The sequence below is a fragment of the Ruegeria sp. AB11 genome, from assembly GCF_056536325.1.
Genome location: NZ_JBQFJO010000001.1, coordinates 2071483 through 2096715 on the forward strand (window position 1 = coordinate 2071483; position 25233 = coordinate 2096715).

Annotated in this window: 25 protein-coding genes; 14 read left to right on the plus strand and 11 right to left on the minus strand. The window is 54.4% G+C overall.

The genetic code is table 11. The annotated features are described in order from the left end of the window. Positions 1–66 precede the first annotated feature (66 nt). Positions 67–1353, minus strand: coding sequence for a homoserine dehydrogenase (locus tag ACR3EJ_RS10420; RefSeq protein ID WP_170540819.1), 1287 nt, complete (start codon positions 1351–1353; stop codon positions 67–69). A 128-nt stretch (positions 1354–1481) separates the two neighbouring features. Next, on the minus strand, positions 1482–1760 hold the full coding sequence (locus tag ACR3EJ_RS10425) for a hypothetical protein (protein WP_170540816.1): 279 nt from the start codon (positions 1758–1760) through the stop codon (positions 1482–1484). Between the two features lie 70 nt (positions 1761–1830). On the opposite strand from ACR3EJ_RS10425, the gene ACR3EJ_RS10430 reads away from it, so the two are divergent. Continuing rightward, complete coding sequence (locus tag ACR3EJ_RS10430; protein ID WP_170540813.1) at positions 1831–2418, plus strand: TetR/AcrR family transcriptional regulator; 588 nt, start codon at positions 1831–1833, stop codon at positions 2416–2418. 7 nt (positions 2419–2425) lie between these two features. Here the strand turns inward: ACR3EJ_RS10430 and ACR3EJ_RS10435 are convergent, their stop codons facing one another. Beyond that, positions 2426–3337 carry a pirin family protein gene (locus ACR3EJ_RS10435; RefSeq protein WP_170472424.1) on the minus strand — a complete coding sequence of 304 codons (912 nt, stop codon included), beginning with the start codon at positions 3335–3337 and terminating at the stop codon, positions 2426–2428. Positions 3338–3497: 160 nt separating this feature from the next. Between ACR3EJ_RS10435 and ACR3EJ_RS10440 the strand changes: the two genes are divergently transcribed. Then, positions 3498–3968, plus strand: a complete 471-nt coding sequence (locus ACR3EJ_RS10440; RefSeq protein ID WP_170540810.1) for a cytochrome P450 family protein — start codon at positions 3498–3500, stop codon at positions 3966–3968. Here ACR3EJ_RS10440 and ACR3EJ_RS10445 read toward each other — a convergent pair whose 3' ends face one another. The 3 genes from ACR3EJ_RS10445 to ACR3EJ_RS10455 form a co-directional block, all read right to left on the minus strand. Further along, a complete protein-coding gene (locus ACR3EJ_RS10445) occupies positions 3969–4484 on the minus strand; it encodes a hypothetical protein (protein WP_480422927.1) in 516 nt (171 codons plus the stop codon). A gap of 64 nt (positions 4485–4548) precedes the next feature. Beyond that, positions 4549–5007 carry a TadE/TadG family type IV pilus assembly protein gene (locus ACR3EJ_RS10450; RefSeq protein WP_480422928.1) on the minus strand — a complete coding sequence of 153 codons (459 nt, stop codon included), beginning with the start codon at positions 5005–5007 and terminating at the stop codon, positions 4549–4551. A 161-nt stretch (positions 5008–5168) separates the two neighbouring features. After that, the gene (locus ACR3EJ_RS10455; RefSeq protein WP_260022685.1) at positions 5169–6890 is read right to left on the minus strand and encodes a VWA domain-containing protein; all 1722 of its coding nucleotides are present in this window, start codon (positions 6888–6890) and stop codon (positions 5169–5171) included. A gap of 424 nt (positions 6891–7314) precedes the next feature. Here ACR3EJ_RS10455 and ACR3EJ_RS10460 point away from each other — a divergent pair, with 424 nt between their 5' ends. The 5 genes from ACR3EJ_RS10460 to rpoD all read left to right on the plus strand — a co-directional run bounded on the left by ACR3EJ_RS10460 (position 7315) and on the right by rpoD (position 13555). Next, positions 7315–8745, plus strand: coding sequence for a Glu/Leu/Phe/Val family dehydrogenase (locus tag ACR3EJ_RS10460; protein WP_010441990.1), 1431 nt, complete (start codon positions 7315–7317; stop codon positions 8743–8745). A 20-nt stretch (positions 8746–8765) separates the two neighbouring features. After that, on the plus strand, positions 8766–8933 hold the full coding sequence (locus tag ACR3EJ_RS10465) for a hypothetical protein (protein ID WP_170540798.1): 168 nt from the start codon (positions 8766–8768) through the stop codon (positions 8931–8933). A gap of 192 nt (positions 8934–9125) precedes the next feature. Further along, the gene (locus ACR3EJ_RS10470; RefSeq protein ID WP_010441991.1) at positions 9126–9422 is read left to right on the plus strand and encodes a hypothetical protein; all 297 of its coding nucleotides are present in this window, start codon (positions 9126–9128) and stop codon (positions 9420–9422) included. A gap of 80 nt (positions 9423–9502) precedes the next feature. Beyond that, a complete protein-coding gene (gene dnaG, locus ACR3EJ_RS10475; protein ID WP_170540795.1) occupies positions 9503–11452 on the plus strand; it encodes a DNA primase in 1950 nt (649 codons plus the stop codon). 114 nt (positions 11453–11566) lie between these two features. Beyond that, positions 11567–13555 (plus strand): RNA polymerase sigma factor RpoD, encoded by a 1989-nt coding sequence (gene rpoD / locus ACR3EJ_RS10480; RefSeq protein ID WP_010441993.1) that lies wholly within the window; start codon positions 11567–11569, stop codon positions 13553–13555. Positions 13556–13721: 166 nt separating this feature from the next. Here rpoD and ACR3EJ_RS10485 read toward each other — a convergent pair whose 3' ends face one another. After that, positions 13722–14747 carry a helix-turn-helix domain-containing protein gene (locus ACR3EJ_RS10485; RefSeq protein WP_170540792.1) on the minus strand — a complete coding sequence of 342 codons (1026 nt, stop codon included), beginning with the start codon at positions 14745–14747 and terminating at the stop codon, positions 13722–13724. 311 nt (positions 14748–15058) lie between these two features. Here ACR3EJ_RS10485 and ACR3EJ_RS10490 point away from each other — a divergent pair, with 311 nt between their 5' ends. The 6 genes from ACR3EJ_RS10490 (at position 15059) to ribD (ending at position 18626) form a co-directional block, all read left to right on the plus strand. Next, positions 15059–15505: a thiol-disulfide oxidoreductase DCC family protein gene (locus ACR3EJ_RS10490; protein ID WP_170541678.1), complete on the plus strand. Its 447-nt coding sequence runs from the start codon at positions 15059–15061 to the stop codon at positions 15503–15505. After that, positions 15495–16049 carry a DUF4166 domain-containing protein gene (locus ACR3EJ_RS10495; RefSeq protein WP_170540789.1) on the plus strand — a complete coding sequence of 185 codons (555 nt, stop codon included), beginning with the start codon at positions 15495–15497 and terminating at the stop codon, positions 16047–16049. The genes ACR3EJ_RS10490 and ACR3EJ_RS10495 overlap by 11 nt, the downstream gene beginning before the upstream one ends. Before the next feature lie 77 nt (positions 16050–16126). Beyond that, positions 16127–16522 carry a hypothetical protein gene (locus ACR3EJ_RS10500; RefSeq protein WP_170540786.1) on the plus strand — a complete coding sequence of 132 codons (396 nt, stop codon included), beginning with the start codon at positions 16127–16129 and terminating at the stop codon, positions 16520–16522. Between the two features lie 6 nt (positions 16523–16528). Continuing rightward, the gene (locus ACR3EJ_RS10505; RefSeq protein WP_170540784.1) at positions 16529–16939 is read left to right on the plus strand and encodes a secondary thiamine-phosphate synthase enzyme YjbQ; all 411 of its coding nucleotides are present in this window, start codon (positions 16529–16531) and stop codon (positions 16937–16939) included. A 119-nt stretch (positions 16940–17058) separates the two neighbouring features. Beyond that, positions 17059–17529, plus strand: a complete 471-nt coding sequence (gene nrdR, locus ACR3EJ_RS10510) for a transcriptional regulator NrdR (RefSeq protein WP_008756450.1) — start codon at positions 17059–17061, stop codon at positions 17527–17529. Further along, complete coding sequence (ribD, locus tag ACR3EJ_RS10515) at positions 17526–18626, plus strand: bifunctional diaminohydroxyphosphoribosylaminopyrimidine deaminase/5-amino-6-(5-phosphoribosylamino)uracil reductase RibD (RefSeq protein ID WP_480422929.1); 1101 nt, start codon at positions 17526–17528, stop codon at positions 18624–18626. The genes nrdR and ribD overlap by 4 nt, the downstream gene beginning before the upstream one ends. A 3-nt stretch (positions 18627–18629) precedes the next feature. On the opposite strand, the gene ACR3EJ_RS10520 is transcribed toward ribD, so the two are convergent. The 3 genes from ACR3EJ_RS10520 to ACR3EJ_RS10530 form a co-directional block, all read right to left on the minus strand. Beyond that, positions 18630–20627 (minus strand): capsular polysaccharide biosynthesis protein, encoded by a 1998-nt coding sequence (locus ACR3EJ_RS10520; protein ID WP_170540781.1) that lies wholly within the window; start codon positions 20625–20627, stop codon positions 18630–18632. 3 nt (positions 20628–20630) lie between these two features. Continuing rightward, positions 20631–21761 carry a polysaccharide biosynthesis/export family protein gene (locus ACR3EJ_RS10525; protein WP_480422930.1) on the minus strand — a complete coding sequence of 377 codons (1131 nt, stop codon included), beginning with the start codon at positions 21759–21761 and terminating at the stop codon, positions 20631–20633. A gap of 80 nt (positions 21762–21841) precedes the next feature. Then, positions 21842–23140, minus strand: a complete 1299-nt coding sequence (locus ACR3EJ_RS10530; RefSeq protein ID WP_170540778.1) for a capsular biosynthesis protein — start codon at positions 23138–23140, stop codon at positions 21842–21844. 141 nt (positions 23141–23281) lie between these two features. On the opposite strand from ACR3EJ_RS10530, the gene ACR3EJ_RS10535 reads away from it, so the two are divergent. Beyond that, positions 23282–23869 carry a riboflavin synthase gene (locus tag ACR3EJ_RS10535; RefSeq protein WP_170472388.1) on the plus strand — a complete coding sequence of 196 codons (588 nt, stop codon included), beginning with the start codon at positions 23282–23284 and terminating at the stop codon, positions 23867–23869. Between the two features lie 3 nt (positions 23870–23872). On the opposite strand, the gene ACR3EJ_RS10540 is transcribed toward ACR3EJ_RS10535, so the two are convergent. Further along, on the minus strand, positions 23873–24856 hold the full coding sequence (locus ACR3EJ_RS10540) for a phosphatase PAP2 family protein (protein ID WP_480422931.1): 984 nt from the start codon (positions 24854–24856) through the stop codon (positions 23873–23875). Positions 24857–25233 lie beyond the last annotated feature (377 nt).

Sequence of the window (25233 nt, forward strand, 5' to 3'; positions counted from 1 at the left end):
TTCGTATCCTCAGGTCAATAAAGCCGTAACAACCGGCATAGCTTGCGTTTCATGCAGGTCGCAAGCTCAAACCTCTTCAATGCGCAAGGCGACAGGCTCACCCGCGATAACATCCGTGTCGCGCAAGCCTTCAAGCGCGACGTCAAGAGTTGCGCGTGTAGTCTTATGAGTGACGATCAACACGGGCGCGGTGCTTTCGGCATGCCCATACTGGCGCATCCGGTCAATCGAGACGCCTGCATCTCCCAGAATAGAGGCAACCTTGGCCAGCGCGCCTGGTTTATCCTGCAGGCCCAGCCGCAGATAGTAGGGCGCAGGCAGGCCAGTAACGGCAGGCTTTGCCTCTTCCAGCGATGTGGCGGGACGGCCAAATGTCGGGATGTGCAATCCGCGTGCAAGATCGCAGACATCGCCCATCACAGCGCTTGCGGTGGGCCCTTCGCCCGCACCCGGGCCACGCAGAACAATCTGCTCAACCGCATCGCCATCCAGCACGACCATGTTGGTTCCACCTTCCAGCTGACCCAACGGAGAGTCACTCGGCACCAGACAGGGTTGCATACGCTGCTCTAGTCCCCGGGCAGTGCGCTGAGCCACGCCCAACAGCTTGATCCGGTATCCCATGTCGTGAGCCTGATGGATGTCATCCAGGCTGATCTGTTGAATGCCTTCAATCTCAATCCCGTCGAAATTCGGCTTGGTGCCGAAGGCAATCGATGACAGCAGCGCCAATTTATGCGCCGCATCGATGCCACCAACGTCCAGATTAGGATCGGCTTCTAGATACCCAAGCTGCGCGCATTCCTCGAAAAGAGCGTTGTAGCCCAACTCCTGCGATTGCATCCGGGTCAGGATGTAGTTGCAGGTGCCGTTCATCACACCCATGACGCGTGTGATCTCATTACCAGCCAGCCCTTCGGTCAGAGACTTGATCACCGGGATACCACCCGCGACGGCTGCCTCGAACCGAATGACGCGGCCTGCAGCTTCGGCCTTTTCCGCCAAGTCCTGTCCATGGATGGCCAGCAGCGCCTTGTTGGCAGTGACGACATCTTTTCCACTAGCCAATGCCGCTTCGACAGAGGCTTTTGCGGGACCGTTCTCACCGCCCATCAGTTCAACAAAAACATCGACGTCGTCACGTTTTGCCAAGGAAACCGGATCGGTCTCCCACGCGTAGTCGGATAGGTTTACGCCACGATCCTTATTGGCATCGCGAGCCGAAACAGCGGTGATCTGAACGGGGCGCCCGGTGCGCGCCTGCAAAAGATCGGCATGCCGGCGTACGATTTTGACCACTCCCACTCCGACAGTTCCCAGACCGGCAATTCCAAGCCTCAGCGCCTGTGTCATTCCCTTGGGTCCTTTCTGCTCGCAATGCCGCCCGCGATGGCGAAGTGTCCTTTGCGGGCTGCCTTAGCGGGTTAAGGGCAAGGGTGCAATCCGTCTAATCTTTCGGAGGCTTAGGCGCAGCCAAAATCCTAATTAATCTCGGCATTTTGCAACGCCTCGGCTTTTTTCGCCAAGGCTTCGCCGCGCGTCGACAGATCCTCTTCAACCTCTTCCGCTTCGCTGACGGGATCGGTGGGGGCACCGAGGGCCGGATCCAATGCAATGAGTTTGGGATAGGGGGCCTTGCGCAATGCGGCGGTTTCGCTGCCTTCCAACTCGGGGATATTCGCGCAACTCGCAGTGGCGAGTACAAGAAATATCGATGGCAAAAGCTTCATCGCAGGCCTTTGGGTTGCAGAGTTTTTCATGTGATGCACCTTTTACCGCGCTGGTTCAAGCGGGGTTCTATCTGAACAACCGTTCATATAGGATAAGGTCATGGCACGTACACAAGGCTCTCATTCAGACATCACCGGCCCTCGCATTCGCGAGGCAGCGTTGGGGTTGTTTGCCCGTCACGGCTATGCCGCTGTATCGATGCGACAGATCGCGGGAGAGGTGGGGGTGCAGGCCGGAGCCCTGTATAATTATACCCCTGATAAACAAAGCCTGTTGTTCCGTCTTATGCGCGATCATATGCAGGATTTGTTGGCTGCATATGAAGAGCTTGAGCAGTTTGACGACCCACACGATGCGCTGCGCCAGTTTGTCGGGTTCCACATCCGTTTTCACCTTCAGCGCCCGGATGAAGTATTTATCGCCTATATGGAACTGCGCAATCTGACGCCCGAAAATTTCACCGAAATTGAAGCGCTGCGCCGCCGCTACGAAGACTCGCTGGAGAGTATCTTGCGCATAGGACAGCAATCGGACCAATTCTCGGTTACCGATACCAAAATCGCCACTTTGGCAGTGATCGCCATGCTCAACGGCGTGATCACCTGGTACCGCAGCGGCGGGCGATTGTCGTTGGATGAGGTTGAACAGGTCTATTGGGATATGGTGCGCAAGGCCGTCACCGCCTGACCGGCCCTCAATGTGCCGGGCGGATGAATGTGCCGTTGCGCAATTCACGAAAGGCCTGCTGCAATTCGGCCTGCGTGTTCATGACGATCGGTCCGTGCCATGCGACAGGTTCATTAATCGGAGCCCCAGAGATCAGAAGAAATCGCACACCATCGGGCCCGGCCTGAACCGTGATTTCATCCCCTGTTCCAAACCGAACCAATGTCCGGTCTCCAGACAAGTCGCGGATATTGACCTCTTGCCCGGCGATTTCCTTTTCCAATAGCACTCCTGAAGGGCGGGAGGCATCCGCGAAGGCAGCGCTCCCTTCAAAGATATAGGCGAAGGCACGACGATAGGTATCTATTGGAAAAGTCTTTTTCACGCCCGCCGGTATACTGATATCCAGATATTGCGGATCTGCAGCGATCCCGTCGACAGGACCTGTACGGCCCCAGAAAGTGCCGACTATTACCCGGACCGCTGTACCATCGTCTTCGATAATCTCGGGAATATCGGCACTTTGGACGTCCTGATAGCGTGGGGCAGTCATCTTTTGATCCGATGGAAGATTGCCCCAAAGTTGAAAACCATGCATCTGGCCGCTGTCCGAGCCTTTGGGCATTTCCTGATGCAGAATACCGGACCCGGCCGTCATCCATTGAACGTCTCCAGCACCTAAAGTGCCACTATTACCCAGCGAGTCACTGTGTTCTACTGAACCAGACAGGACATAGGTGATCGTTTCGATGCCGCGATGTGGATGCCATGGAAAACCGGCCACAAAATCTTGCGGGTTGTCGTTCCGAAAGTCATCAAACAATAGATAAGGGTCCAGTTCCGAGGGGTCTTGAAACCCGAATGCGCGATGAAGTTTGACACCCGCGCCTTCCATTGTTGGAACCGAAGTGCGCGTCTCAAGGATCGGTCTGAGCGACATTCTTGCCTCCTGATTGCTTAGCCGCAATTTATGGCCAGTCCCGGCGTAATCAATTTGCGCAGGAACACGCGGTCTGTGCAATCACGCTCAGACCAGCGACATGGGTGTTGTTCTTTGTATATCAAACCAGCTAGAGCAGACGAGTAACGGGGAGAGTGACATGCAAGACGAAGTTCTGGCCTCTATTCAGGCCTCATCCGCGCGCCGATGGACCGGAGTAGGGATGTTGGCCACTGTCGGAGCGCTGGTGATTTATGTCGCGATAGCATCGCCTCCGGATCTTGGTTGGCAGATATTCCTGTTTGTTGTGGGAATTGGGGCTTTCTGGTTGTCGCATCACATGTGGCATTCGACTCAGGACAGGATCGAACTGACCTCTACCGATTTACGCTCCAGCTCGGGGCAGGTGATTTGCAAAGTGGAAGAGGTTGAGACCGTCGACCGGGGTGTATTTGCGTTCAAGCCATCGAATGGATTTATTATCAAAACCCGCACGGCAGGATCGTTTGACTGGTTTCCAGGCCTTTGGTGGCGTGTCGGGCGCCGCATTGGTATCGGCGGAATGACGGCCGCCGCCGAAACCAAATTCATGTCCGAGATACTGACCGGACTGCTTGCCGAAAGGTCGTAGCTAGACGACGCAGGACGGATCAGTATTGACGATATTGTCGAATACGCGCGGATGAGTGAACACAAGGTTGTTCATGTCAAATTCGGCGAATTCGAATGCGATATAGAATGGCGGCCGATATGTGTTCCGGGTTTCGACCACGATCATCGATCCATTGTCAGGCATGGCGGGTAGCCGAGGCTTGATGTCGTCAATGTCTGCGTTTGACCATTTCGGCAGGCCTGTGCCACGAACGCAGGACCACAGTACATTATGGATGTCGTTCTCGGCGTCAAATGTAAGATAGGTCATCCGTAATGTTACCGGCGCGCGCGTTTCGACCATGGTCTCCAAAAGATCATGCATCGTGTTTACGTAGGCTTCAGTCACATTGCCATCTTCACGCGAAACCACATCGGCAACCGCATAGGCACCCTTGATATTACGCGCGCTTTGCCGATAGGCGTCATAGTAGGTGTATGAAGCAAGCATTGACCAGTACAGCAACGGCAATATCAGCATGGCTTCAACAGACATGATGCCGTCTTCCCGACGCCGGAAGCGACGGACAGCCCTTGTAAATACGCCTCTGAATGAGAGATTAGCCGCCGGCATCTGCTACGTCCTCCGGTTCAGAACTGCCACCTCCAGTGGGAGTACTTGATGAGCCTCCAAATGGTTCATGAACAAACACAGAAGAGGCGTGTATTTCCCATTGTCCATCATTATCTTGCCTTACCAGATCGTTCATCATGGAGAGGCCGAATACAGGCGAGACTTCGAGGCAGGCTCGAATAATCATCATTTCGTTCGAGGTTCCCAATTCAAAGGCAACATCTTCGGGTTTTCTGATCGTCGCCGGTGTATCGACGCAATAAGGCGTAGGATCCAACTGGTTGCCGACGCGGGGGTCGATGGATTTCATCTCAAGCGCAAGGTTTTCTGTACAGTCGGAAATGATTGCGTTCTCACACACCATCTTCTTCAGAAGGGCGTGATCCCACTTGTCTTCGCCAGGCGGCAGGCGATTCAGCCGAACCTCCCTGATCGTCATGTCCAACGACCGCTCAAGGTCGGCATGGCGAAATGAGATCAATCCCAAGTCCATGCCAGAATATCCGACATATAAGAAGAGAGGGAACCAGAACATGAATTCGATGCTCGAGGATGCACCATCCTCATTGCGCCAGAACCTTTGCGCCCGTTCTCGAAACGACATGATCATTGGGTCAGCCTCAGGTTTTGAATCGAAGTGCTGATTGAATCGAAGACGCGCTCGATCTGGGTGCCAGTTGCTTCGTAGTAGCGGGCAGGTTTGATCGCGCAGTCTTTCAGCATCTGCTTGACACCGTAAGGGGCTTCGAAAGCGATCGAGAAAATTATGACTTTTTCTTTCTCAGCTTCTACGCAAAGATCGACAACCCGTGGATTTTTGGTTGAAGGGCCGATTTCGGTGGTCGACGCAGCCGCGAATTCATTGCCACGGGTCCAACCGTAGGCATGACGGAACATATTCCGGATCGCGTTTTTCTCCGTATGTGCCCAGACATCAGGCCATTCTAGTTCTGCTGGCGACGAACCGCTTTCGTTGAAGTCGCGATCATTCGATCTGTCGATATCGTAACAGGTGCCATTGTAGTAATCCCGGCAACGATATCGTTTGTAGGTACCATTTCCGTGCGCATGATCCTGGAACTTGTCACGTGTCCAGTACCCGCCGGTATTATTATCCCAAATGGTGGTATTTACATTTGGCCAAGCCCAATGCCCATTTTCATCATCATAGATGGAATAAGTCTGTGCACTTTCGTTCCAATAAATATTGGAACCACCCTCGTTATAGGGTGAGTTTACCTTGTGCTGATAGGTGTTTTCCCCATCCGTCATCAGCACGAGGACCTTAAGGGTGTCTGTCGTGGTGTTCGGTGCAGGCCGAATGGCGAACGAGTCTGGGATTTCGGAGCTGTCTGCAATCTGGGCAATCAATGGCTGAATACTGTCATCAAGCAAGGTCAAGCCCCACTTCAATCCAAGATCAATCGAAGTCCAGCCGCTTGCGACCAGATTATCAATCTGGTCCTTCAAAATATCCGGGTCATTCTGAATAACGGTCATTTCCCGTTGGTCAGTCGCGGATTCAAGACGGCAGATGTTACTGGATACCAAAGTATCACTGAATCTTCTGTCGTTCGTGCCGCTGTCCTTGAAGTGTAAGGTCTGAGGAATGTAATCCCCTTTCCTAATGATATTCCCGCCATCATCGACGATATCGTAATAGTTGAAATTGGTTGTCGTGAAGTCCGAGGCCTGGAAGTCAATGCAATTTGCAACTTCGTTGGCACCGATCGTATTCAAGGCATCCATCAGATAGTCAGGCACCGAGACCTGTTCGGAATAGGGTACGATCGAAATTGACAATCTACCTTCTTCTGACTTCAGAACCATTTCATCAATAAAGTCGTTTGCGGCCTTCTGTAGGTTGGTCAGCTTTGTTCCGCGCATTGAGCCTGACACATCCAAAACCAACGAGATTTCAACGTTACCAATCGATTCTTCGGCAACGCTGGTCGCGGTTGAATCGATATGATCGACACCACTCCACTTCATAAAGTGGGTCTCAACGCTCATGTCAGCACTGGCTACAACCTTGCGCTTGCCTTCAAGCTCGGCGATCTGTTCAACAGAACCATCCGCATTTGTCTTACATGTCTCGGGTTCGACTTCGATATTGCTGATAATATCAGGGTTGAAGCCTTCCTTGGTAATGTAATCGTTGACGACAACACGGGGGCAAAGCTCCTGATCCAGGTCCGCTGCTGCCAAAACGGCGCGGTCAAGGGCATATTGCAGTCGCACCCTTTCCCGATCGTAACGCATGATATCGACGGCAAATCCGGCAACGGTGAAGACAATCATTACCAAGAAGAGCGCAAGGATCGTCATCGTGCCTTCTGTTTCAGATGCAAATTGCCGCAAACGTCGGACGCACCTGTTTTCTCGGCACAAATAGTTGAACAATTCTTTTAAATCAAAATTGCGCATAGCGAGTTCCTCTGTCGACAGGGCGCACCAATGCCAGCGGTTTGCAGCGCTAATAAATTATACAGGGATCGTGGCGAGATTTAGGCGTGATCATCACTATGCTGCTCGTTTTTAACGGTTTTCAGCTTTATTCGTGGCGTTTTCACTGTCTTTGTTTCCCGACTCGGGACAATCGTGCGCAGGTGATCGATGGTCGACTCACTACGAACACGCCGATTGGCCTTTCGCAAATTGCTTAAAATAAGTGCAGTTACTGATTGCGGTAAATTACAAGCAGTGCGACAAAACGTCATGACGTTTGTCATTTGCCAGTACGGAGGATTGTATGACCGGCATTATAGAACCCAGCTTTCGTGAGAGTGTTGATCTGATGTTCAACAGAGCTGCGTCTCTGATGGACCTGCCGCCCGGACTGGAAGAAAAGATCAGGGTATGTAACGCCACCTACACAGTAAGGTTCGGAGTTCGGCTGAGAGGGCAGATTCACACATTCACCGGATACCGCTCGGTTCATTCAGAACATATGGAGCCGGTCAAAGGTGGTATTCGCTATGCCCTCGCGGTGAACCAAGACGAGGTCGAAGCGCTCGCGGCTCTGATGACCTACAAATGCGCTCTGGTAGAGGCGCCATTTGGGGGGTCGAAAGGCGGGTTGTGTATCGATCCGCGCCAATATGAAGAACACGAGCTAGAGCAGATCACCCGCCGTTTCGCCTATGAATTGGCTAAACGCGATCTGATCAACCCGTCTCAGAACGTCCCCGCGCCCGACATGGGAACAGGCGAACGCGAAATGGCGTGGATGGCTGACCAGTATGCCCGAATGAACACGACAGATATCAACGCGCGCGCCTGTGTGACGGGTAAACCGCTGAACGCTGGGGGTATCGCAGGTAGGGTCGAAGCGACTGGCCGTGGCATTCAATATGCGTTGCGCGAATTCTTCCGGAATCCGGAAGATGTCAAAAAGGCTGGTATGACAGGCAAATTGGACGGCAAGCGAGTTGTTGTGCAGGGCTTGGGCAATGTGGGCTACCACGCGGCAAAATTCCTCAGTGAAGAAGACGGATCGCGCGTGATTGGCATCATCGAATGGGATGGCGCATTATACAATCCCGATGGCATTGATGTTGAAGCGGTGCGTCAGTGGATCGTTAAGCATGGCGGCGTGAAAGACTATCCGGATGCGACGCATTCAGCCGAGGGCGGTGCAGTGCTTGAATCCGAGTGTGATATCCTGATCCCGGCCGCACTAGAAGGGGTGATTAACCTGTCTAATGCAGAACGGATCAAAGCGCCGCTGATTATCGAGGCTGCAAACGGTCCGGTCACAGCGGGCGCGGATGAAATCCTGCGCAATAAAGGTACAGTCATTATCCCCGATATGTATGCAAATGCGGGCGGTGTTACAGTATCCTATTTTGAGTGGGTGAAGAACCTTAGCCATATCCGCTTTGGCCGCATGCAGCGCCGCCAGGAAGAAGCGCGCCATGAACTGATCGTCAGCGAGCTTGAACGGCTGGATCGATACCTGGGTGATGCCTGGTCGATGTCGCCGAACTTCAAGGCCAAATACCTCAAGGGTGCTGACGAGTTGGAGCTGGTGCGCTCAGGCCTCGATGACACAATGCGCATCGCCTATCAGGCTATGAGCGAGGTTTGGCATGACCGCGCTGATGTCGATGACCTGCGCACCGCAGCTTATATTGTGGCGATTGATCGGGTCTCAAAAAGCTATCGGGCAAAAGGGCTCTGAGCATTCAGGCAATCGAATTTATGAAAGCGGCCGCCCCATGGGTGGCCGCTTTTCACGATTTGACCTATTTCGGTTTCGCACAAGGGTCGATCGATATTCCGTCGGTCGTTCTGGATTTGGACCGGGACAGCGTTTATGTCGATGTTCAAAATACCTCGGGTACTACGCTTTTTCAGAAGAAACTCTGATACGCCTCCATATGACCGCACGTGAGTGTTGAAACATATGCGAAGGGTCTGTGCCTAATGCTGCGCTGGCAGGGTATGCAGCTGTTGTTAGTCGCCTGACGCTTCGACTGTGGCACAAATTGAAATCGGCGATGGAAGGTGTTGCTGTGCAGCGTTAAGCTGCGCCAAAGGAAACGAATCCGGGAGAACCCCATGTTGCGTATTGCCATTGTCGCGGCCTTGCTGGCCTCACCCTTGGCTGCTCAGGAGACTAAAGAGCAAAGTTGCAAGTATCAGGCAGATGTCGTGGCTGCGGTACAGAAGGCACGTCTGGACCGGGTCAAGGAACGCGACGTGGCGCAGGCAGTAGCAGACAGCGGTCCGACATGGCCCGAGAACTACAATGCGGCGATTCCGTTGATCACGCCTTGGGTGTACGAACAAAAAATGCGCGACGTGCGCAAAAAAGATCTCGGTGCCGCTTGGCTGGAGTTGTGTTTACAGCAATAATCCACAGACAGATCATTTCTCTGTGGACAACCGCGCGCCATCCCCTTGGCGCGCGTTTTCATTTCTGGCAGGTTTGACCCATGTCTTTGCCCCCCGGATTTCTGGATGAACTGCGCACGCGCCTCAGCCTGTCTCAGGTTGTTGGGCGTAAGGTCATGTGGGACCAGCGCAAATCCAATCAGGGCAAGGGGGATATGTGGGCGCCATGCCCGTTTCACCACGAAAAAACCGCCTCATTCCACGTCGATGATCAGAAGGGATTCTATTACTGCTTTGGGTGCCATGCCAAAGGCGATGCTATCAGCTTTGTGAAAGAGACCGAGAATGTCTCGTTCATCGAAGCGGTCGAGATTCTGGCGCGTGAAGCGGGGATGCCGATGCCTGCGCGCGATCCGAAAGCGCAGGAGAAACAGGACAGACGCTCGCAACTCGCCGACGTCATGGAGCAAGCGGTTCAGTTCTTTCGCTTGCAACTCAAGACCGGGGCAGGGGCCGAGGCGCGCGATTACCTGACCCGCCGAGGGCTGGATGCGCAAGCGTTGGATCGATGGGAGATCGGGTTTGCCCCCGACGGCTGGCAGGCGCTGTGGGATCATCTAACCGGCAAGAATGTAGCCGATGAATTGATCCTTGCAGCAGGTCTGGCCAAACCGTCCAACAAGGGCAAAAAACCTTATGACACGTTCCGAAACCGCATCATGTATCCAATCCGCGACCCACGCGGGCGTTGCATTGCCTTCGGCGGTCGGGCGATGGACCCGAATGACAACGCAAAATACCTGAACTCGCCCGAGACCGAGTTGTTCGACAAAGGCCGTAGCCTATATAACCACGGTCCTGCGAGACAGGCGGCTGGGAAGGGGCAGCCCCTGATCGTTGCCGAGGGTTACATGGACGTAATCGCGCTGGCCGAAGCGGGCTTTGGCGCGTCGGTGGCGCCATTAGGAACAGCGATCACCGAACATCAACTACAGTTGCTGTGGCGTGTTTCGGATGAACCGATCATTGCCTTGGATGGTGACACAGCGGGTCTGCGCGCCGCGATGCGGGCGATCGATCTGGCATTGCCATTGCTGGAGGCTGGCAAATCCTTGCGATTTGCACTCATGCCCGAAGGCAAGGATCCGGACGATCTGCTGCGTGCCGAAGGGCCGGGGGCGGTGCAAGCCGTCCTGGAAGGGGCCATTCCGATGGTCAAGCTGCTGTGGCAACGTGAGACGGAAGGCAAGGTGTTCGACAGCCCTGAACGGAAGGCGGCGTTGGATAAATCCCTGCGTGAGAAGATCAAGCTGATCCGCGACCCCTCGATCCGATCGCATTACGGGCAGGAAATTAAGGACCTTCGCTGGCAATTGTTTCGTCCTCAGAGACAATCGCAAAATCGAACGTGGCAGCCGCGCGGAAAATGGCAACCGCAGACCCAGCCTGCCACGACCGGTGCGCGCGCATCGTTTCTGGCGTCGTCCGAGAACGCGGATATTCAATTGCGCGAAGCGGCCATTCTGGCAATAGCTATTCTAAATCCACAAGTTGTGATCCAATTCGAACACCAATTAGAAGAAATGGAATGTCACAATCCCGATCACGCAGCTTTACGCGGGGCGATCTTGCGCCACGCGATTGACGACCCGGACAATCTGAGAGACCACATCGATCAAAATTTGGGGCCGGAACCCCTTGAAAACCTTCTGGCCCTTCGCCATGTCGCAGTGATCCCCTGTGTGTACAAACCGGGCGACGTTGAAAAGGCTCAGATGACGCTAGCCGAGGAACTCGCAAAGATCAAAGCGCTCCGGGGGTTGGATGCTGAGATTGCCGAAGCGGCAGAGGAATTGTCTGATCTGGCCGATGAGGCGCTGACATATCGGCTGGCGCAAGCCGCCGAAGAGCGCAACCGAACAAGCCGCAGCCAGAACGAAGACAGGGCCGTTTTTGACATCGCCGACAATGGTGCGCGAATCAACCGTGACGAGAAAGACGCGTTTGAAGCGATCATGTCGGGTATCAATTTTGAGCGGAAACGCCGATAAAGTGGTGTTTTCGTAAGGCACTGGAAAAGAAAAACAGGTAAACGGGTGGCCGAATCACTTCTACGCGCTAATGATTCGTTCAAAACGAATCACCCATCCCTGCAGGAGCATTGAATGGCCGCCAAGGATACGAACGAAGACCGCAAATCCGACGAGCAGGAACAGGAGATCTCGCTTGATATGAGCCAGGCAGCGGTCAAGAAAATGATCGCCGAGGCCCGTGAGAAAGGTTACATCACCTACGACCAGCTTAATCAGGTTCTGCCGCCTGATCAGGTCAGCTCGGAACAGATCGAAGACGTTATGTCGATGCTGTCCGAGATGGGCATCAACATCATCGAAGATGAAGAGGCCGAGGAAGAAGAGAACAAAGGTTCGACCGAACTGGTCACGACCGAAGGCCCACGCGAAGTTGCGCTGGCTGGTGCCGCTACCGAAAAGCTGGATCGTACTGATGACCCCGTACGCATGTATCTGCGCGAGATGGGATCAGTCGAACTGCTTAGCCGCGAGGGCGAGATTGCCATTGCCAAACGGATCGAGGCTGGTCGGAATACTATGATCGCCGGCCTGTGCGAAAGCCCACTGACCTTTCAGGCGATCACGATCTGGCACGACGAATTGTTGAGCGAAGACATTCTGTTGCGCGACGTTATTGATCTTGAAACAACGTTCGGCAACCAGTTGGATGAAGATGGCGACGTACAGGAGCCGGTCGTTGACACATCGTCGGTTCAGGCAGCCAAACCCGCCAAGGATGAAGGTCCAGAGCTGGATGCCGATGGCAACCCGATTGCCAACGACGACGACGATGACGAAGACGATCAGGCCAATATGTCGCTTGCTGCGATGGAAGCAGCGCTTAAGGATCAGGTTCTGACTACGCTAGAGCGGATTTCCAGCGACTTTGCGATGCTCTCCGAAATGCAGGATAGCCGAATTTCGGCCACTCTGAATGAAGACGGATCGTTCAGCGAAAAAGACGAAGAGACCTATCAGAAGCTGCGCGCGGAAATTGTTGAGCTGGTAAATGGTCTACACCTGCACAACAACCGTATCGAAGCGCTGATCGACCAGCTTTATGGCATCAACCGCCGGGTCATGTCGCTGGACAGCTCGATGGTGAAACTGGCCGACCAGGCCCGGATCAACCGTCGTGAATTTATCGACGCCTATCGCGGGCGTGAGCTGGATCCGAACTGGCTGGCAGAAATGGCCGAAAAGCCGGGCCGGGGTTGGCAGATGTTCATTGAACGCTCGACCGCTAAGGTCGAGGAACTGCGCAACGACATGGCTCAGGTCGGTCAGTATGTCGGTCTAGATATCCCTGAATTCCGCCGCATCGTGCAGCAGGTTCAGAAAGGCGAGAAAGAGGCGCGGCAGGCCAAGAAAGAAATGGTTGAAGCCAACTTGCGTCTGGTGATCTCGATCGCCAAAAAATACACGAACCGCGGCCTGCAATTCCTTGATCTTATTCAGGAAGGCAACATCGGCCTGATGAAAGCGGTGGACAAATTCGAGTACCGCCGTGGTTATAAGTTCTCGACCTACGCCACTTGGTGGATCCGTCAGGCGATCACGCGGTCAATCGCGGATCAGGCGCGCACCATCCGTATTCCGGTACATATGATCGAGACGATCAACAAACTGGTTCGGACCGGACGCCAGATGTTGCACGAGATCGGTCGCGAGCCGACTCCGGAAGAACTGGCAGAAAAGCTGCAAATGCCGCTCGAGAAAGTTCGAAAGGTGATGAAGATCGCCAAGGAACCGATCTCTCTCGAAACACCCATCGGTGACGAAGAAGACAGCCAGCTTGGCGATTTCATTGAGGACAAGAATGCCGTGCTGCCGCTCGACAGCGCGATTCAGGAGAACCTCAAGGAAACCACCACGCGGGTTCTGGCCTCACTCACTCCGCGCGAGGAACGGGTACTGCGGATGCGTTTTGGTATCGGCATGAACACTGACCACACACTGGAAGAGGTGGGTCAGCAGTTCAGTGTTACCCGCGAACGTATCCGCCAGATCGAGGCGAAAGCGCTGCGAAAGCTAAAGCATCCCAGCCGATCGCGGAAGCTTCGGTCCTTCCTGGATCAATAGGTCAAAGGCGCCCACGAGGCGCCTTTTTCATGCCTCGCCTCACATTGACTGAACAACATATCAAATTGGCGAAATATCGCATGTTGCGTTGCGCTGCTGTGCCTATGTCCACACATGTCCACTCATGGACAGGCCGGGGCGAGGCGGCAGCGCTGATGACCCCCGGCTACTTTCCTTTTTGTGTAAGCGGACGTGAAACCCGTTTACGGAACGCTGTCGGGGCCTGACCGGTCCAGCGTTTGAAGGCCGTCGAGAACGCAGCCTGATCTGAATAGCCCAAAGAATACGAGATTTCAGCTAGATTCATGCCGTTCTTAATAAAGGTTTGCGCAAGATCACAGCGCAGATCTTCGACAATCTCGCGGTAGGAAGTGCCTTCATCCGCCAGACGACGGGCAAGTGTGCGCGGGCTGAGCCCAAGTCGAGAGGCGGCTTCATCCGCCTGAATTATCCCTCCGGGCATTGACCTGGTGATTAACCCTTCGATCTGTGCACGGGTTTTTTGTTCTGGCTTACGTCCTTCCGCCAGCAGACGATCGCCATATTCCAGCAGATGCGCCCGCAGACTGGGATCATAGGTAGGGATCGGTGTTTCGAGTGAGGGTAGTGATAAAATAACCTCCAACCGTTCAGCCTCAAACTTTACTGGAAAGCCTCCGATCTTTTGAAAGGTGTCCGCATGTCGCCCCACACTGTGCTGAAATCGTATTTCGATAGGATACAGTTTCACCCGCGTCAGAGCCCGCATTCGAGCAATGCTTGCGAATAACAAAAACTCGGTTCGACGATGATATCGCGAAAAACTTGGGTCCTTCCATTCAGCCTCCAATGAGGCGGAGTTGCCGGAAACACGCAGACTGAACGCCAGTGCGGGGTCGATGATACCATGAAACCGCGTTGTGTTTTCCAACACCTGTTTCAGATCCCGCGAGTATTTACTGATATATGCCGTCACACTGGAGGAAGAATTGAACTCTAATCCCGCGCCTGCACCGAATGTGATGTCACCGAGCGCATCACAGGCATGGCGAACAAACATGGCCTCTTTGCGGGCGCTAAATAGTGTGGCAGGTGCTTCAACATCGATCCGGGTCAGTGCGCTGTTCTTCAGAACCTGATCGACAACCGATAAACTCGCGCGTTGTTCGAGGGCGCGCATCAGCAATTGAATGCGTGAAATATCAACGTCCATAACCTTGTCCGAAACTCATCCTGATAATCTGATCACGATAGCGGAAAGGCGCTGTATTTTGCCAGCCTCTGTTAACGACACTTGTGACGTGTCGGATATTCGAAAGGATTTGGCTGAAATTGCCAAGAATACCGCGGGAGTGACACCTAAATATCCATCGTTGCCGGGTCAGCACCTTTTGGGGATAAGGTCGAGCCCAAGCCGACGGTCCACCAAGCCGTTTCAATGGGTTCCCCGGCACAGCTCTCCTTAGTGGTCGGTCATGTCGCATTGCTGCGAGATTCATGCTGTGCCAGTATCTTCTTGAATTGATGGTGGTATTTGGATTTACAGTGCCTGACTTGCCAGACATTGAAACTGATTTGATTGTCTTTGACGGTGGATGCGTTTTGTGTTCGCGGTTTTTTCAGTTCATGTTGCGCCATGATCGGGGCCAAAGGTTCCGATTTGCCACCGCCCAGTCGGATTTGGGGAGGAGACTCTATTCACGGCTGAATCTCCCGACCAAGGATTTTGAGACCAATCTGGTCATCGTAGATGGTAAAGTTCACCAGAAGCTTGATGCTTTTGCCGCCGCGATGCGCGCGTTACCGGGAGCTTGGTTCTTGCTGTCCTTGTGCCGATATCTGCCAGTGTTTGTTAAGAATCGGCTATATCACTCGGTTGCCCGTAATCGATATGCGTTGTTTGGTCGTTACAAACATTGTTTGGCTCCCGATGCTAGCCTTCGGTCTCGGTTCGCTTCAGATGGCTTCTGAGCACGACCCGTTCCTGCAAGCTCTGGGCGTGGATGAAAAGCTGCCGGATGCAATTCAAAAACTGCACTCGGCTGAGGGGCATTATTCGGGAAGATGCAGCATAATCCGAGGTCGGGGGCCATTGGTCGCCCTGGCTTTGCGCATCGGAGGATTTCCGCCAGAAGGGGACGACCTTCAGATCACTCTCACCATACGGCGAACAAAAGGGCATTGGATTTGGAAGCGGGACTTTTCCGGGCATGAGACATGTTCACGCATTAGTTTTGACCGGAGATACAATTGCGTCCACGAAAGGATCGGGGGGCTCGCAATTGGGTTACAGCCTGTGCGAAGCGAGGCAGGGCTGTCGATTCAAATCCGTCGGCTCGCCCTGTTTGGAATACCTTGTCCAAAGTTTCTGCTACCGCAGTCAGCCTCGACGGAAACCCAAGATTCAATGGACCGCTTTTGTTTTGACATCTCTGCCTATGTGCCCGGCCTGGGTTTGCTGATCCGATATAGCGGGTGGCTTGAGCCGGATCGGAGCGAATTGAGGTCAGTTTGAATTGATTGTGATCTCTACTGTTTGGAGTGGTGAGGCGCACTAGGTATATTTCAGGTGGAAACAGGAAGATGACGAGGATGAAACAGATATTATCAGTTACGTTGGGCGCACTTTTGTTGCTCGGTTTTCCGGCAATGACCAGCGCGGCACCAAACGGATATCAAACCGAAGCGATCAGCAATACGGAATTCGAAGTCATCCCAAGGGCGCGCAGAGATGTCGATGGATATTGGTGTGCTGCGGCGGATTTCGCACGAAGGTCTTTAGGTGCGGGGTGGCAACAGCGTATTTATGTCCTGCGCGGCTACGGGCCAAGCGTGACGACCGGCCGAAAGACGGCGGTGCAGTTTTCGCTCAAGCCACCTGCAAATGTAGACCAGCAAGGCAGTATATCGGCTGGCTTCAAAGCCGGCGACAGTATGTCTGTGCAAGGTGCAAATGGCCGTTGCAGTCGTCGCATTAACTTTAGGTGATCTGCGGTGCAGACCGAATTCTCGATCTCAACGCAGGGTGCGGGGCTCTATGAGTTCACCGCCCCTGTGCGCGATTGGCTGAGGCCGGTATCAGATGGCCTGCTGACCCTCTTTGTGCGGCACACCTCTTGTTCTTTGCTGATTCAGGAAAACGCTGATCCCGAAGTGCAGACCGATTTACATGCCTTTTATGACCGGCTTGTGCCGCCTTCCGACCATCCTTCGATGGCATATCTGCGCCATACATATGAGGGGCCGGATGACATGCCAGCTCATATCAAGGCTGCGATGATGCCGGTTTCGTTGTCGATCCCGGTGAGGAGTGGGGCGCCTGTGCTGGGCACATGGCAGGGTATTTACGTATTTGAACATCGCAATTCACCGCATATGAGAAAGGTCGCTGCACACTTTGCGTGACGCTTTATATTGGGGTGGAAAATTCCGACTACCCAAACCCTAGCGGCTGCCCTATAGTTGTGGATAAGTAAGCCGCAGCGCTTACAAAAGAGGCCGAACTAGGGACGAGGAGACGGCGGATGCGCTGCCCGTTTTGCGGAAATATCGATACTCAGGTCAAAGATTCACGCCCGGCAGAGGATCACGTCGCGATCCGCCGACGCCGGTTTTGTCCGGCCTGCGGGGGACGGTTTACGACTTATGAGCGTGTACAGTTGCGCGATCTGGTTGTGATCAAGACCAATGGAAAACGAGAAGATTTCGACCGCGACAAACTTGAGCGTTCAATCCGCATATCGATGCAGAAGCGGCCGATTGATCCGGAGCGGATCGACCAGATGATTTCGGGTATCGTTCGCCGATTGGAAAGCATGGGTGAAACCGATATCCCATCGAACAAAATCGGTGAGATTGTCATGGAAGCGCTGGCCCGGATTGATACGGTCGCATATGTTCGTTTTGCGAGTGTGTACAAGAATTTCCAGGCGGCCGACGATTTCGAGGAGTTTGTCCACGAGTTGCGCCCGCCGCAACCTTCGACGGACGAGTGAACGAAGCAGATAAGCGACTTATGGCGCTTGCCTTGTCTTTGGGGCGGCGCGGCCAGGGCACGTGTTGGCCGAACCCGTCCGTCGGGTGCGTGATCGTGCGCGATGGGCGTATTGTCGGACGCGGCTGGACGCAGCCCGGAGGCCGCCCGCATGCCGAACCCATCGCACTTGCCCAAGCAGGCGAGGCGGCACAAGGGGCGACAGCGTATGTCTCTCTTGAACCCTGCTCGCATCACGGAAAAACGCCACCCTGTGCCGAAGCATTGATCGAGGCTGGAATTGCACGTGTTGTCTCGGCAATCGAAGACAGTGACCCGCGTGTGGCTGGACAAGGGTTCACCTTGCTTCGTGAAGCTGGGATTGATGTCGTTACCGGGGTTCTGGCCGAACAGGCGGCACGGGATCACGCGGGGTTCTTTCTGAAAACCGAGCAAGGTCGACCGTTTGTAACACTGAAACTGGCCAGCAGCTTTGATGGTCGGATTGCCACGGAAACCGGGCACAGCCAGTGGATCACCGGCCCCAATGCACGCCGTGCAGTGCACGCCATGCGGGCCCGCCATGATGCGGTCATGGTCGGCGCGGGAACGGCGCGGGCTGATGATCCGTCGCTGACGGTTCGCGATTTAGGCGTAGAACGCCAGCCGGTCCGCGTGGTGGTGTCTCGGCATCTGGACTTGCCTTTGATGGGGCATCTCGCGCGGACCGCGTCCAAAATTCCGGTCTGGCTCTGCCATGGTCCTCATCCGGATCCTGATCGCGCCCGCGCCTGGGAGGGGCTTGGTGCGCGACTGATCCCATGCGCATTGGACGATCATCACGTTGAAGCCGCTGATCTGCTGCACCAGCTCGGGCAAGCGGGGCTGACGCGCGTCTTTTGTGAAGGCGGATCAGCTTTGGCTGCGTCTTTGCTAGAAAGTGATCTGGTCGATGAGCTGGTTGGTTTCACCGCCGGGCTTACGATCGGAGCCGAAGGTCTTTCGGCGATCGGAGCCTTAGGGTTGAATACTTTGGAAACCGCACCCCGGTTCGATCTGATCGAAACGCAGGTTGTTGGCGGTGATATCCTGCACCGTTGGGCGCGCGTCACGCATTAGGCCTTAGCGCCACCAACGCGCATGCGTTGCCATCATTCCTTGTAGTTTGGACAGAAGGCGGTTCATAGGTCCTGTCGCCGTTGGTGCGCCGTGCGCAAGCCGCTCAACCGCGATCTCGACTGGGCAAGCCTGTCCAGTCACGGGATCAAAGTATCGCGGGTAGTCGATCAGGGTTGCGTGTACCAAGCCCATCAATGAAGGCTGCGCGCCGCGACGAGCAGGCACAGCCCCCAAATCTGTCGTCAACCCCCACCCAGCATAGAATGGCGCGCCTAGCGTCGTGACCTTGACACCGCGCAGCAAAGCTTCGAACCCCAGCAGAGAGGTCATAGTCCAAACCTCGTCTACCTGAGTCATCAGGGTGGCGGGGTCGGTGCGCTTGACCACAATGTCAGCCAAATCTGATTCGATTTTGCCCTCTCGCAATCCGGCTTCGACATCCGGGTGAGGTTTGTAAATCAGAATAGCATCAGGATTGGCCTTGCGCGTTACACGCAGCAGATCGAGGTTGTTGCGAATATTGCTTGTACCCAGTCTGATCGAGGCGTCATCTTCTACCTGCCCCGGCACCAGAATGCGATGGCCTTTTGGCAGGTCCGGGGCAGGATGACCGACGTTGTACTTGCTCAGGCCGTCAGAGAGCAACCGGGCTATCAGCCGTTCTGATCGAAGCCTCTGGTCCGGTCGCAGCGTCTCTCGCGCGGTGATCCATTCCTCTAGCCGGCTGGGGTGGGTCGGGTCGTAGTAAATACCGATATCATCGGTCACAAGCGAAAGCGGTGGCACCAATTCCGCACCCAATCCACGCGAGCGTAGAAAGCCATCCTCGACGCGTGTTGCGCTCAAAGTATCACGCGCTTGGCTCGCCCAGGCCATATGGGGATATGCGGTATCTTTTGGCTGCTCGGATGTAAAACGCAGCTTACCGTGTTGACCGAAAATGCGCTGCAGGCGCCGCCGCTTCCACACCCGCATACCCGATGCAGTCCAACCTTTGTGATCCTGTCTCCAAGCGCGGGTCTGCGCCTCGAGTGTATCGATCACGGTTTCCAATTCGCACAAGCAGTCTTGATAGGGGTCGTACCAGCGCGGATACAGGATCATTGTTGCTGCAAAAAGCTGCGCCCGCGTGAGGTTGCGTTGTCGACGGGGGAGGGGGACGTCGTCCTGTGTCAGCCCCCACCCTGAGTAAAACGGTTGCCCGAACACTCGGGGTTTATGTCCCGCCAGAATGGCCTCAAAACCCATATGTGACGACAGTGTATAAACACCGATAGCGCCTTCCAACAGTGACCAAGGGCTTATGGGGTGGTCCAGAATGGACACGCGGTCATTCAGATCTTGATCAGAAAAATATCCTTTTCGATGACCTGCGGTCGTTTCGGGATGGCTTTTGATGATGACACGCGCGCTTGGGTTTTCCTCTTGTGCGATGACCAGCATCTCGCGGAACCGCGCATAGTCGCCGTGGCTCGCAGTAACTGCTGCATCTCCCTGGATTTGATCAATTACCAGAACGTAGCCGGGTTCAGGGGGTGGTTGGTCAAGATCGTAGGCAGAGTATTTGCTGAGGTGCAATTCGCGTAGGCGCACAATCGCGCCCCGCGCGCGATCCAGCAGGGCAGTGTCATCCAGCGGATGTGTCGTAAGCAGGGTTTCCAAATCGGATGGCGTAGTAGGATCAAAATGTAGACCTGCACGGTCAAGCAGCAATCCCAGCGGGGCCTCGCCGCTGCGTCCGGGTTGCAGAGATCTCAGGAACGCATCTTCGATCCGTAAGATGGGCACATCGCGTTTCCGCGCTATGGTCAAGCCGCGATGAGCAGTTGGGCTGTTGCCCCAGACCCCAACAAGATCTTCGTGTTGGGGCAGACCAAGCCGAATGTCATACCCGGACAAAGACAGGATCCGGCGCACACGCCGTTGTGTCAGGAAACCACCGTTGTAAACAAATAGCCGGGAGCGTTCGCCCCCGGCCATGCTCTCCGGTTCAGGAAACATCCACTAGTTTCCTGTAAGTGTCGCTACATTCGCAAATGGCGTCAGACCTCCGGCGATCAGCGAGATTGATTTGCTCCACTGTGCATATGGGGCTTCGGTGACATAGATCGTGTCATCGTCGCGGATCACAAAATCACGTGCAACAAACAAGCCGTTGGGTGCGGTCAGGTTCAACAGGTAGATCATGCGTTGATCACCCGTCAGCTCGGGGCGCCCCATAACGCTACGTGCAATGTCCTGCCGTTCGTCGCGCAGAATGAATATCCCGGTCGGATCTGACGACAGCGATTGAAGGCCCCCAACTTGTGCCAGAGCTTCGAGAGCCGATAAATCCTGACTTTCGAACGCCACGCGGGACTGCCCAGTCGAACCCAGTGCAATATACGAGCGGCTATCCTGTTCAACCAGAATGCGATCACCGCCGCGCAGGGCGATGTCGGTTTCCGGATTTCGGAAAAGATCGTTGTACCAGATCGTTCCCTTTTGATTTCCGCGGATCACGGTAACCAAAGCTATATCCGATGCAACTGCGACGCCTCCCGCTTGTGCGAGCATGGTCGACAAGGTTCCTGTCGGGCGCTCGATCGGGTAAATACCCGGTGCACCGATGGTCCCGGTCAAAGAAACAGTCGACCCATTGCCTGGCGTGCGCGTAACCTGAACCTGTGGGTCCGGCGTTTGCTCTTCCAGTTTGCTGGAAATCAGGGTGCGCAATTGCTCGGGAGTATTGCCCGCCGCACGCAGCCGACCAGCGTAGGGAACGAAAATATATCCGTCATTGTCGACTTGAACCTGATCCAGATTGGTCGCACCACCAGCTTCTGAAGTCAGCAACCCGTCGTCGACATTCTCCCAGATGCTAAGATTTAGAACATCGCCGGGACGCACAGTATCAGACGCAATGCTTTGGGCGCTGCGAAAAGATTGTGAGAACCCGTAATGCGGAACCGCAGAGGCGGCACGTGCCACGCGGTCGTCGACTTCGACAACAAATGCGTTGCCGCCGTTTTCGATAGAACCGGCCAGGATTTCTGTTTTGTTAGGTCCGGATTTCGGAAGCTGACACGCTGCCAGCAAACCAAGGACCACCACAAAGGAAGCCCCCCGTATCCATCGGGTAGGAAAACGCTGCACTGCCGATTTACCTCAGTCGTCTTTGTTTTGGGCAGGTTACCCGTTTCAATGCCAAACATCCAGCAACGGGTTGATTCAAGTTACTTAACAAGATGCAACTGTGGCGTTGCGGCCTCGTTGTCTTCCAGTGCCGACTGATATGGCCCCTGTTTCATAAGCATCATATCTGCGGCACGGCGCAATAATTGTCGACGTCCTTTTCGGGAATAGAAGCCACCCGGAATCTGACTGGTATTGAGAAGAAATTGTCGATAGTCCCGGTAGGCTTTGCTGTCCGGAGCATTGGGTTCAGCAAAAAAAGCCTCGATTGGCTGCCGGGAAACAAACTGAGGCTTGTCATATACCGACCGTCCGAAACTGCGCAGGGGAATGCCGCGCCACAGGGCTTGTTGGCCTGCAGTTGAATTCACAGTTACCGCTGATCTTGCTTCATCGAGAAGTTTTGCCAACTTACCACCCGGGACATAGTGAATTCGATCAGTGATATCGAGTTTTTCGGCCATGCGCTGGGCCATTTGCCGAAGTGGTTCACGATGGTTTTCCAGCGGATGCTCTTTGATGACGAGGTGGTGGTGCGCAGGGGCGCCCTTGGCAAAACCGTCAATCACCTGGCTGAGAAACTCACTCATGCAGGAATAATCCGAATGGGACTGCACCGAGCTGTCATGACCCAGTTGCAACAGGACAAGGTGATAGGGAAAGCCCCCCCGCCTGACCCGAGTTGTCGCCCATCTTCGCTGTAATCTGTGGATTGGCATCAGTGCCAGGCGCTTGAAATACAACTGAAACTCTTTGGCGACCGGTAGCTCGCGGTGAGGCTGGAAATTTCGATAGCGCCGGTTCATGAACATCACGAACCAATGGTAAAGCGCGCCGTAGAAAATGTGCTGGCGCATATCCCCCCAATGCGAGGGCGGCGGAGGAGTTTGACCCTCAGACTGCGCCAATGCCGTCTGCATCTCTTCCACATCAAGCTCCATCAAACGCGAGTTTCCGTTCGAGCCGTTGCGCTCATACGTCACCCACCAGGGGCGCAGATATCCCTCTTCGAAAACATGGATAGTAATGCCGCGTGATTTCGCAATTCGAACCGCATTTGCATGGATAGGCCGGGTATCACCATAGAGTACGATATCAGTGACACCATTGAGTGTAACTATGTCGGTGAATGTAGCTGGCCAATCGTCGGGATTCCCCAGATAGGGAATAAAGCTGGTCGTGTCGCTCCAAAACGCCTGATCGCCCGCGTTGAACCCAACACGGATGACTTTGGCTCCGGCCGCGCGCAGCATACCACCTAGTGCATTGAAGAATGGACCATGGGGACCTTGCAGGAACAGGAACACACGCCGGTCAGGGCAGGTGGTTGAAGATGCCATATAGTCTGCTCGCAAGGAATATTCGTGGAACGTTTGGATGAAATTATGCCTCTTTGTTGGATTCTGGGCAAGGCAGGGCTTGTCCGTCGGGCTGGGTGCCTTTACCTCGATTATTGAAATTAGGCTCTTGGGGTTGATGAAATGTTTACAGGGATCGTCACCGATATTGGCACTGTTGCCGAACTTGACCAGCAGGGTGACCTACGGGCAAGGATCAGGACCAGCTATGACACAGCAGGGATCGATATGGGTGCTTCGATCGCAAGCGATGGTGTATGTCTGACCGTTATCGCGCTGGGGGACGACTGGTACGATGTTCAGATCAGCGCCGAAACGGTTTCGAAGACCAATTTGGATCACTGGCAGGTCGGCACGCAGGTAAATCTGGAGCGCGCCTTGAAAGTCGGGGATGAACTGGGGGGGCATATCGTCTCGGGTCATGTTGATGGCGTAGCCGAAGTGATTGCGGTAGCTGACGAGGGCGATAGCACGCGTGTGACTTTGCGCGCACCCGTTGATCTTGCTCGGTTTATCGCGCCAAAAGGATCGGTAGCGCTGAACGGCACGTCTTTGACGGTCAACGATGTTGAGGGATGTGACTTCGGTATCAACTTCATCCCGCATACCAAAGAGGTCACCACATGGGGTGATGTCGCGGTCGGTGACAAGGTGAATCTTGAGATCGATACTCTGGCCAGATACGTGGCCCGTCTGGCCGAGATGTCCTGAATCTCAGGTTCCCGGCCCGAACCGTGCCGTGAGCCTTTTGGCCAGCCACCAGAAGAAAAGGACCAACAGGATCGAAGCATATCCATCAATGGCGTAATGCCACGCAAGATGTACCGATCCCAACAGGATGACAAAGGTAAACACCGTCAGCCCCCAGCCCAGCCACCGCGAATAAGTGAACCCATACAACGCCAGGAGCGCGCTTGAAGCGACATGCATACTGGGCATCGCTGAGATACCCCGTGCGAGCCCCGAATTTTGAAAGCCATCCAGCAGCGTGCTTTGCACTTTCAGCGCCCAGACCGGGCTGATTTCATGTGATTGACGCAGCAATTCCATCTGCGGAACGAAATCTGTGCCCAGATTGAAGGGTTCATAATAAACAGGACCGACAGATGCAAAGATCGTCGCGATCACGTTACCCCCGACAAACCAGCACAGCACAAAGGCGACTAGGAAAACCGTGCTGCGGATCGCATCCCGGCGATCGAGACAGGCCACGCAGACGGCGATATAAAGCATCGGAAACCAGATATGGTAGGCAGCATTCAAAGCTGTTGTAATCACTGGCGACCCAAGGACGGGCCTTAGCAAAGTCCAGGGATCGACGCCGCCGTGTAAGAACCTGTCCCATTGCGCAAACTGCGCGTCCCAAAGTGAGGGATTCAACGAGTGTATTTCGTTCTTCAAAAATGTGTAGGTTACGATCAGGGCAACGATGCTGACGAAGCAGATCAAAACGTCGGGTGCTTTTTCGGCGTCTGTCAGTTTGGTCCGCAGGTCTTGCAACATCCAATGAATTGGTTTTTTCGGTTTGACCACAAAAATCGCAACACCAAGCCTCCAGAGGATGAAATTTGCGAACATAAAGCAAAGCAGACGGAGCGATATCCCTATAAGGATGGGGGTCGAGGAATCCCAAAATGACCGGCCCACATAGAGGCTGACGGCGATGGCGCATGCGATTTGCAGCGCAACCAGTGACAATAACAGCCTGTTACGCCAAAGGGAATTTATCAGAACTGCATTAGAAGCAGGGAGATAGGCGGTCTTGGACACTGGGCTCGATATCTCGACACACTAGGGAATTGTTGAGTTTTAGGTGCCTTTGATATCGGGCATTCCGAGGGCTTGATTGCGGCAATTTGTGGACAAAGCCCACATTTGCACCTCTAAGGTTCAGAAAATGGCAACAATATCGACGTATCGAAACAGGGGTATTTACCCCAGCCGTGGCCTGTTTTTTGCGCCCGTCTCAGATAGAATTACTTGTTGCACATTCCAATGCCAAGGGCGGATCGCACAAACCCGAGCGCATACGGGCTGGTCATTGACGCGCACGTGGTCTATTTCGCCAGCAAACC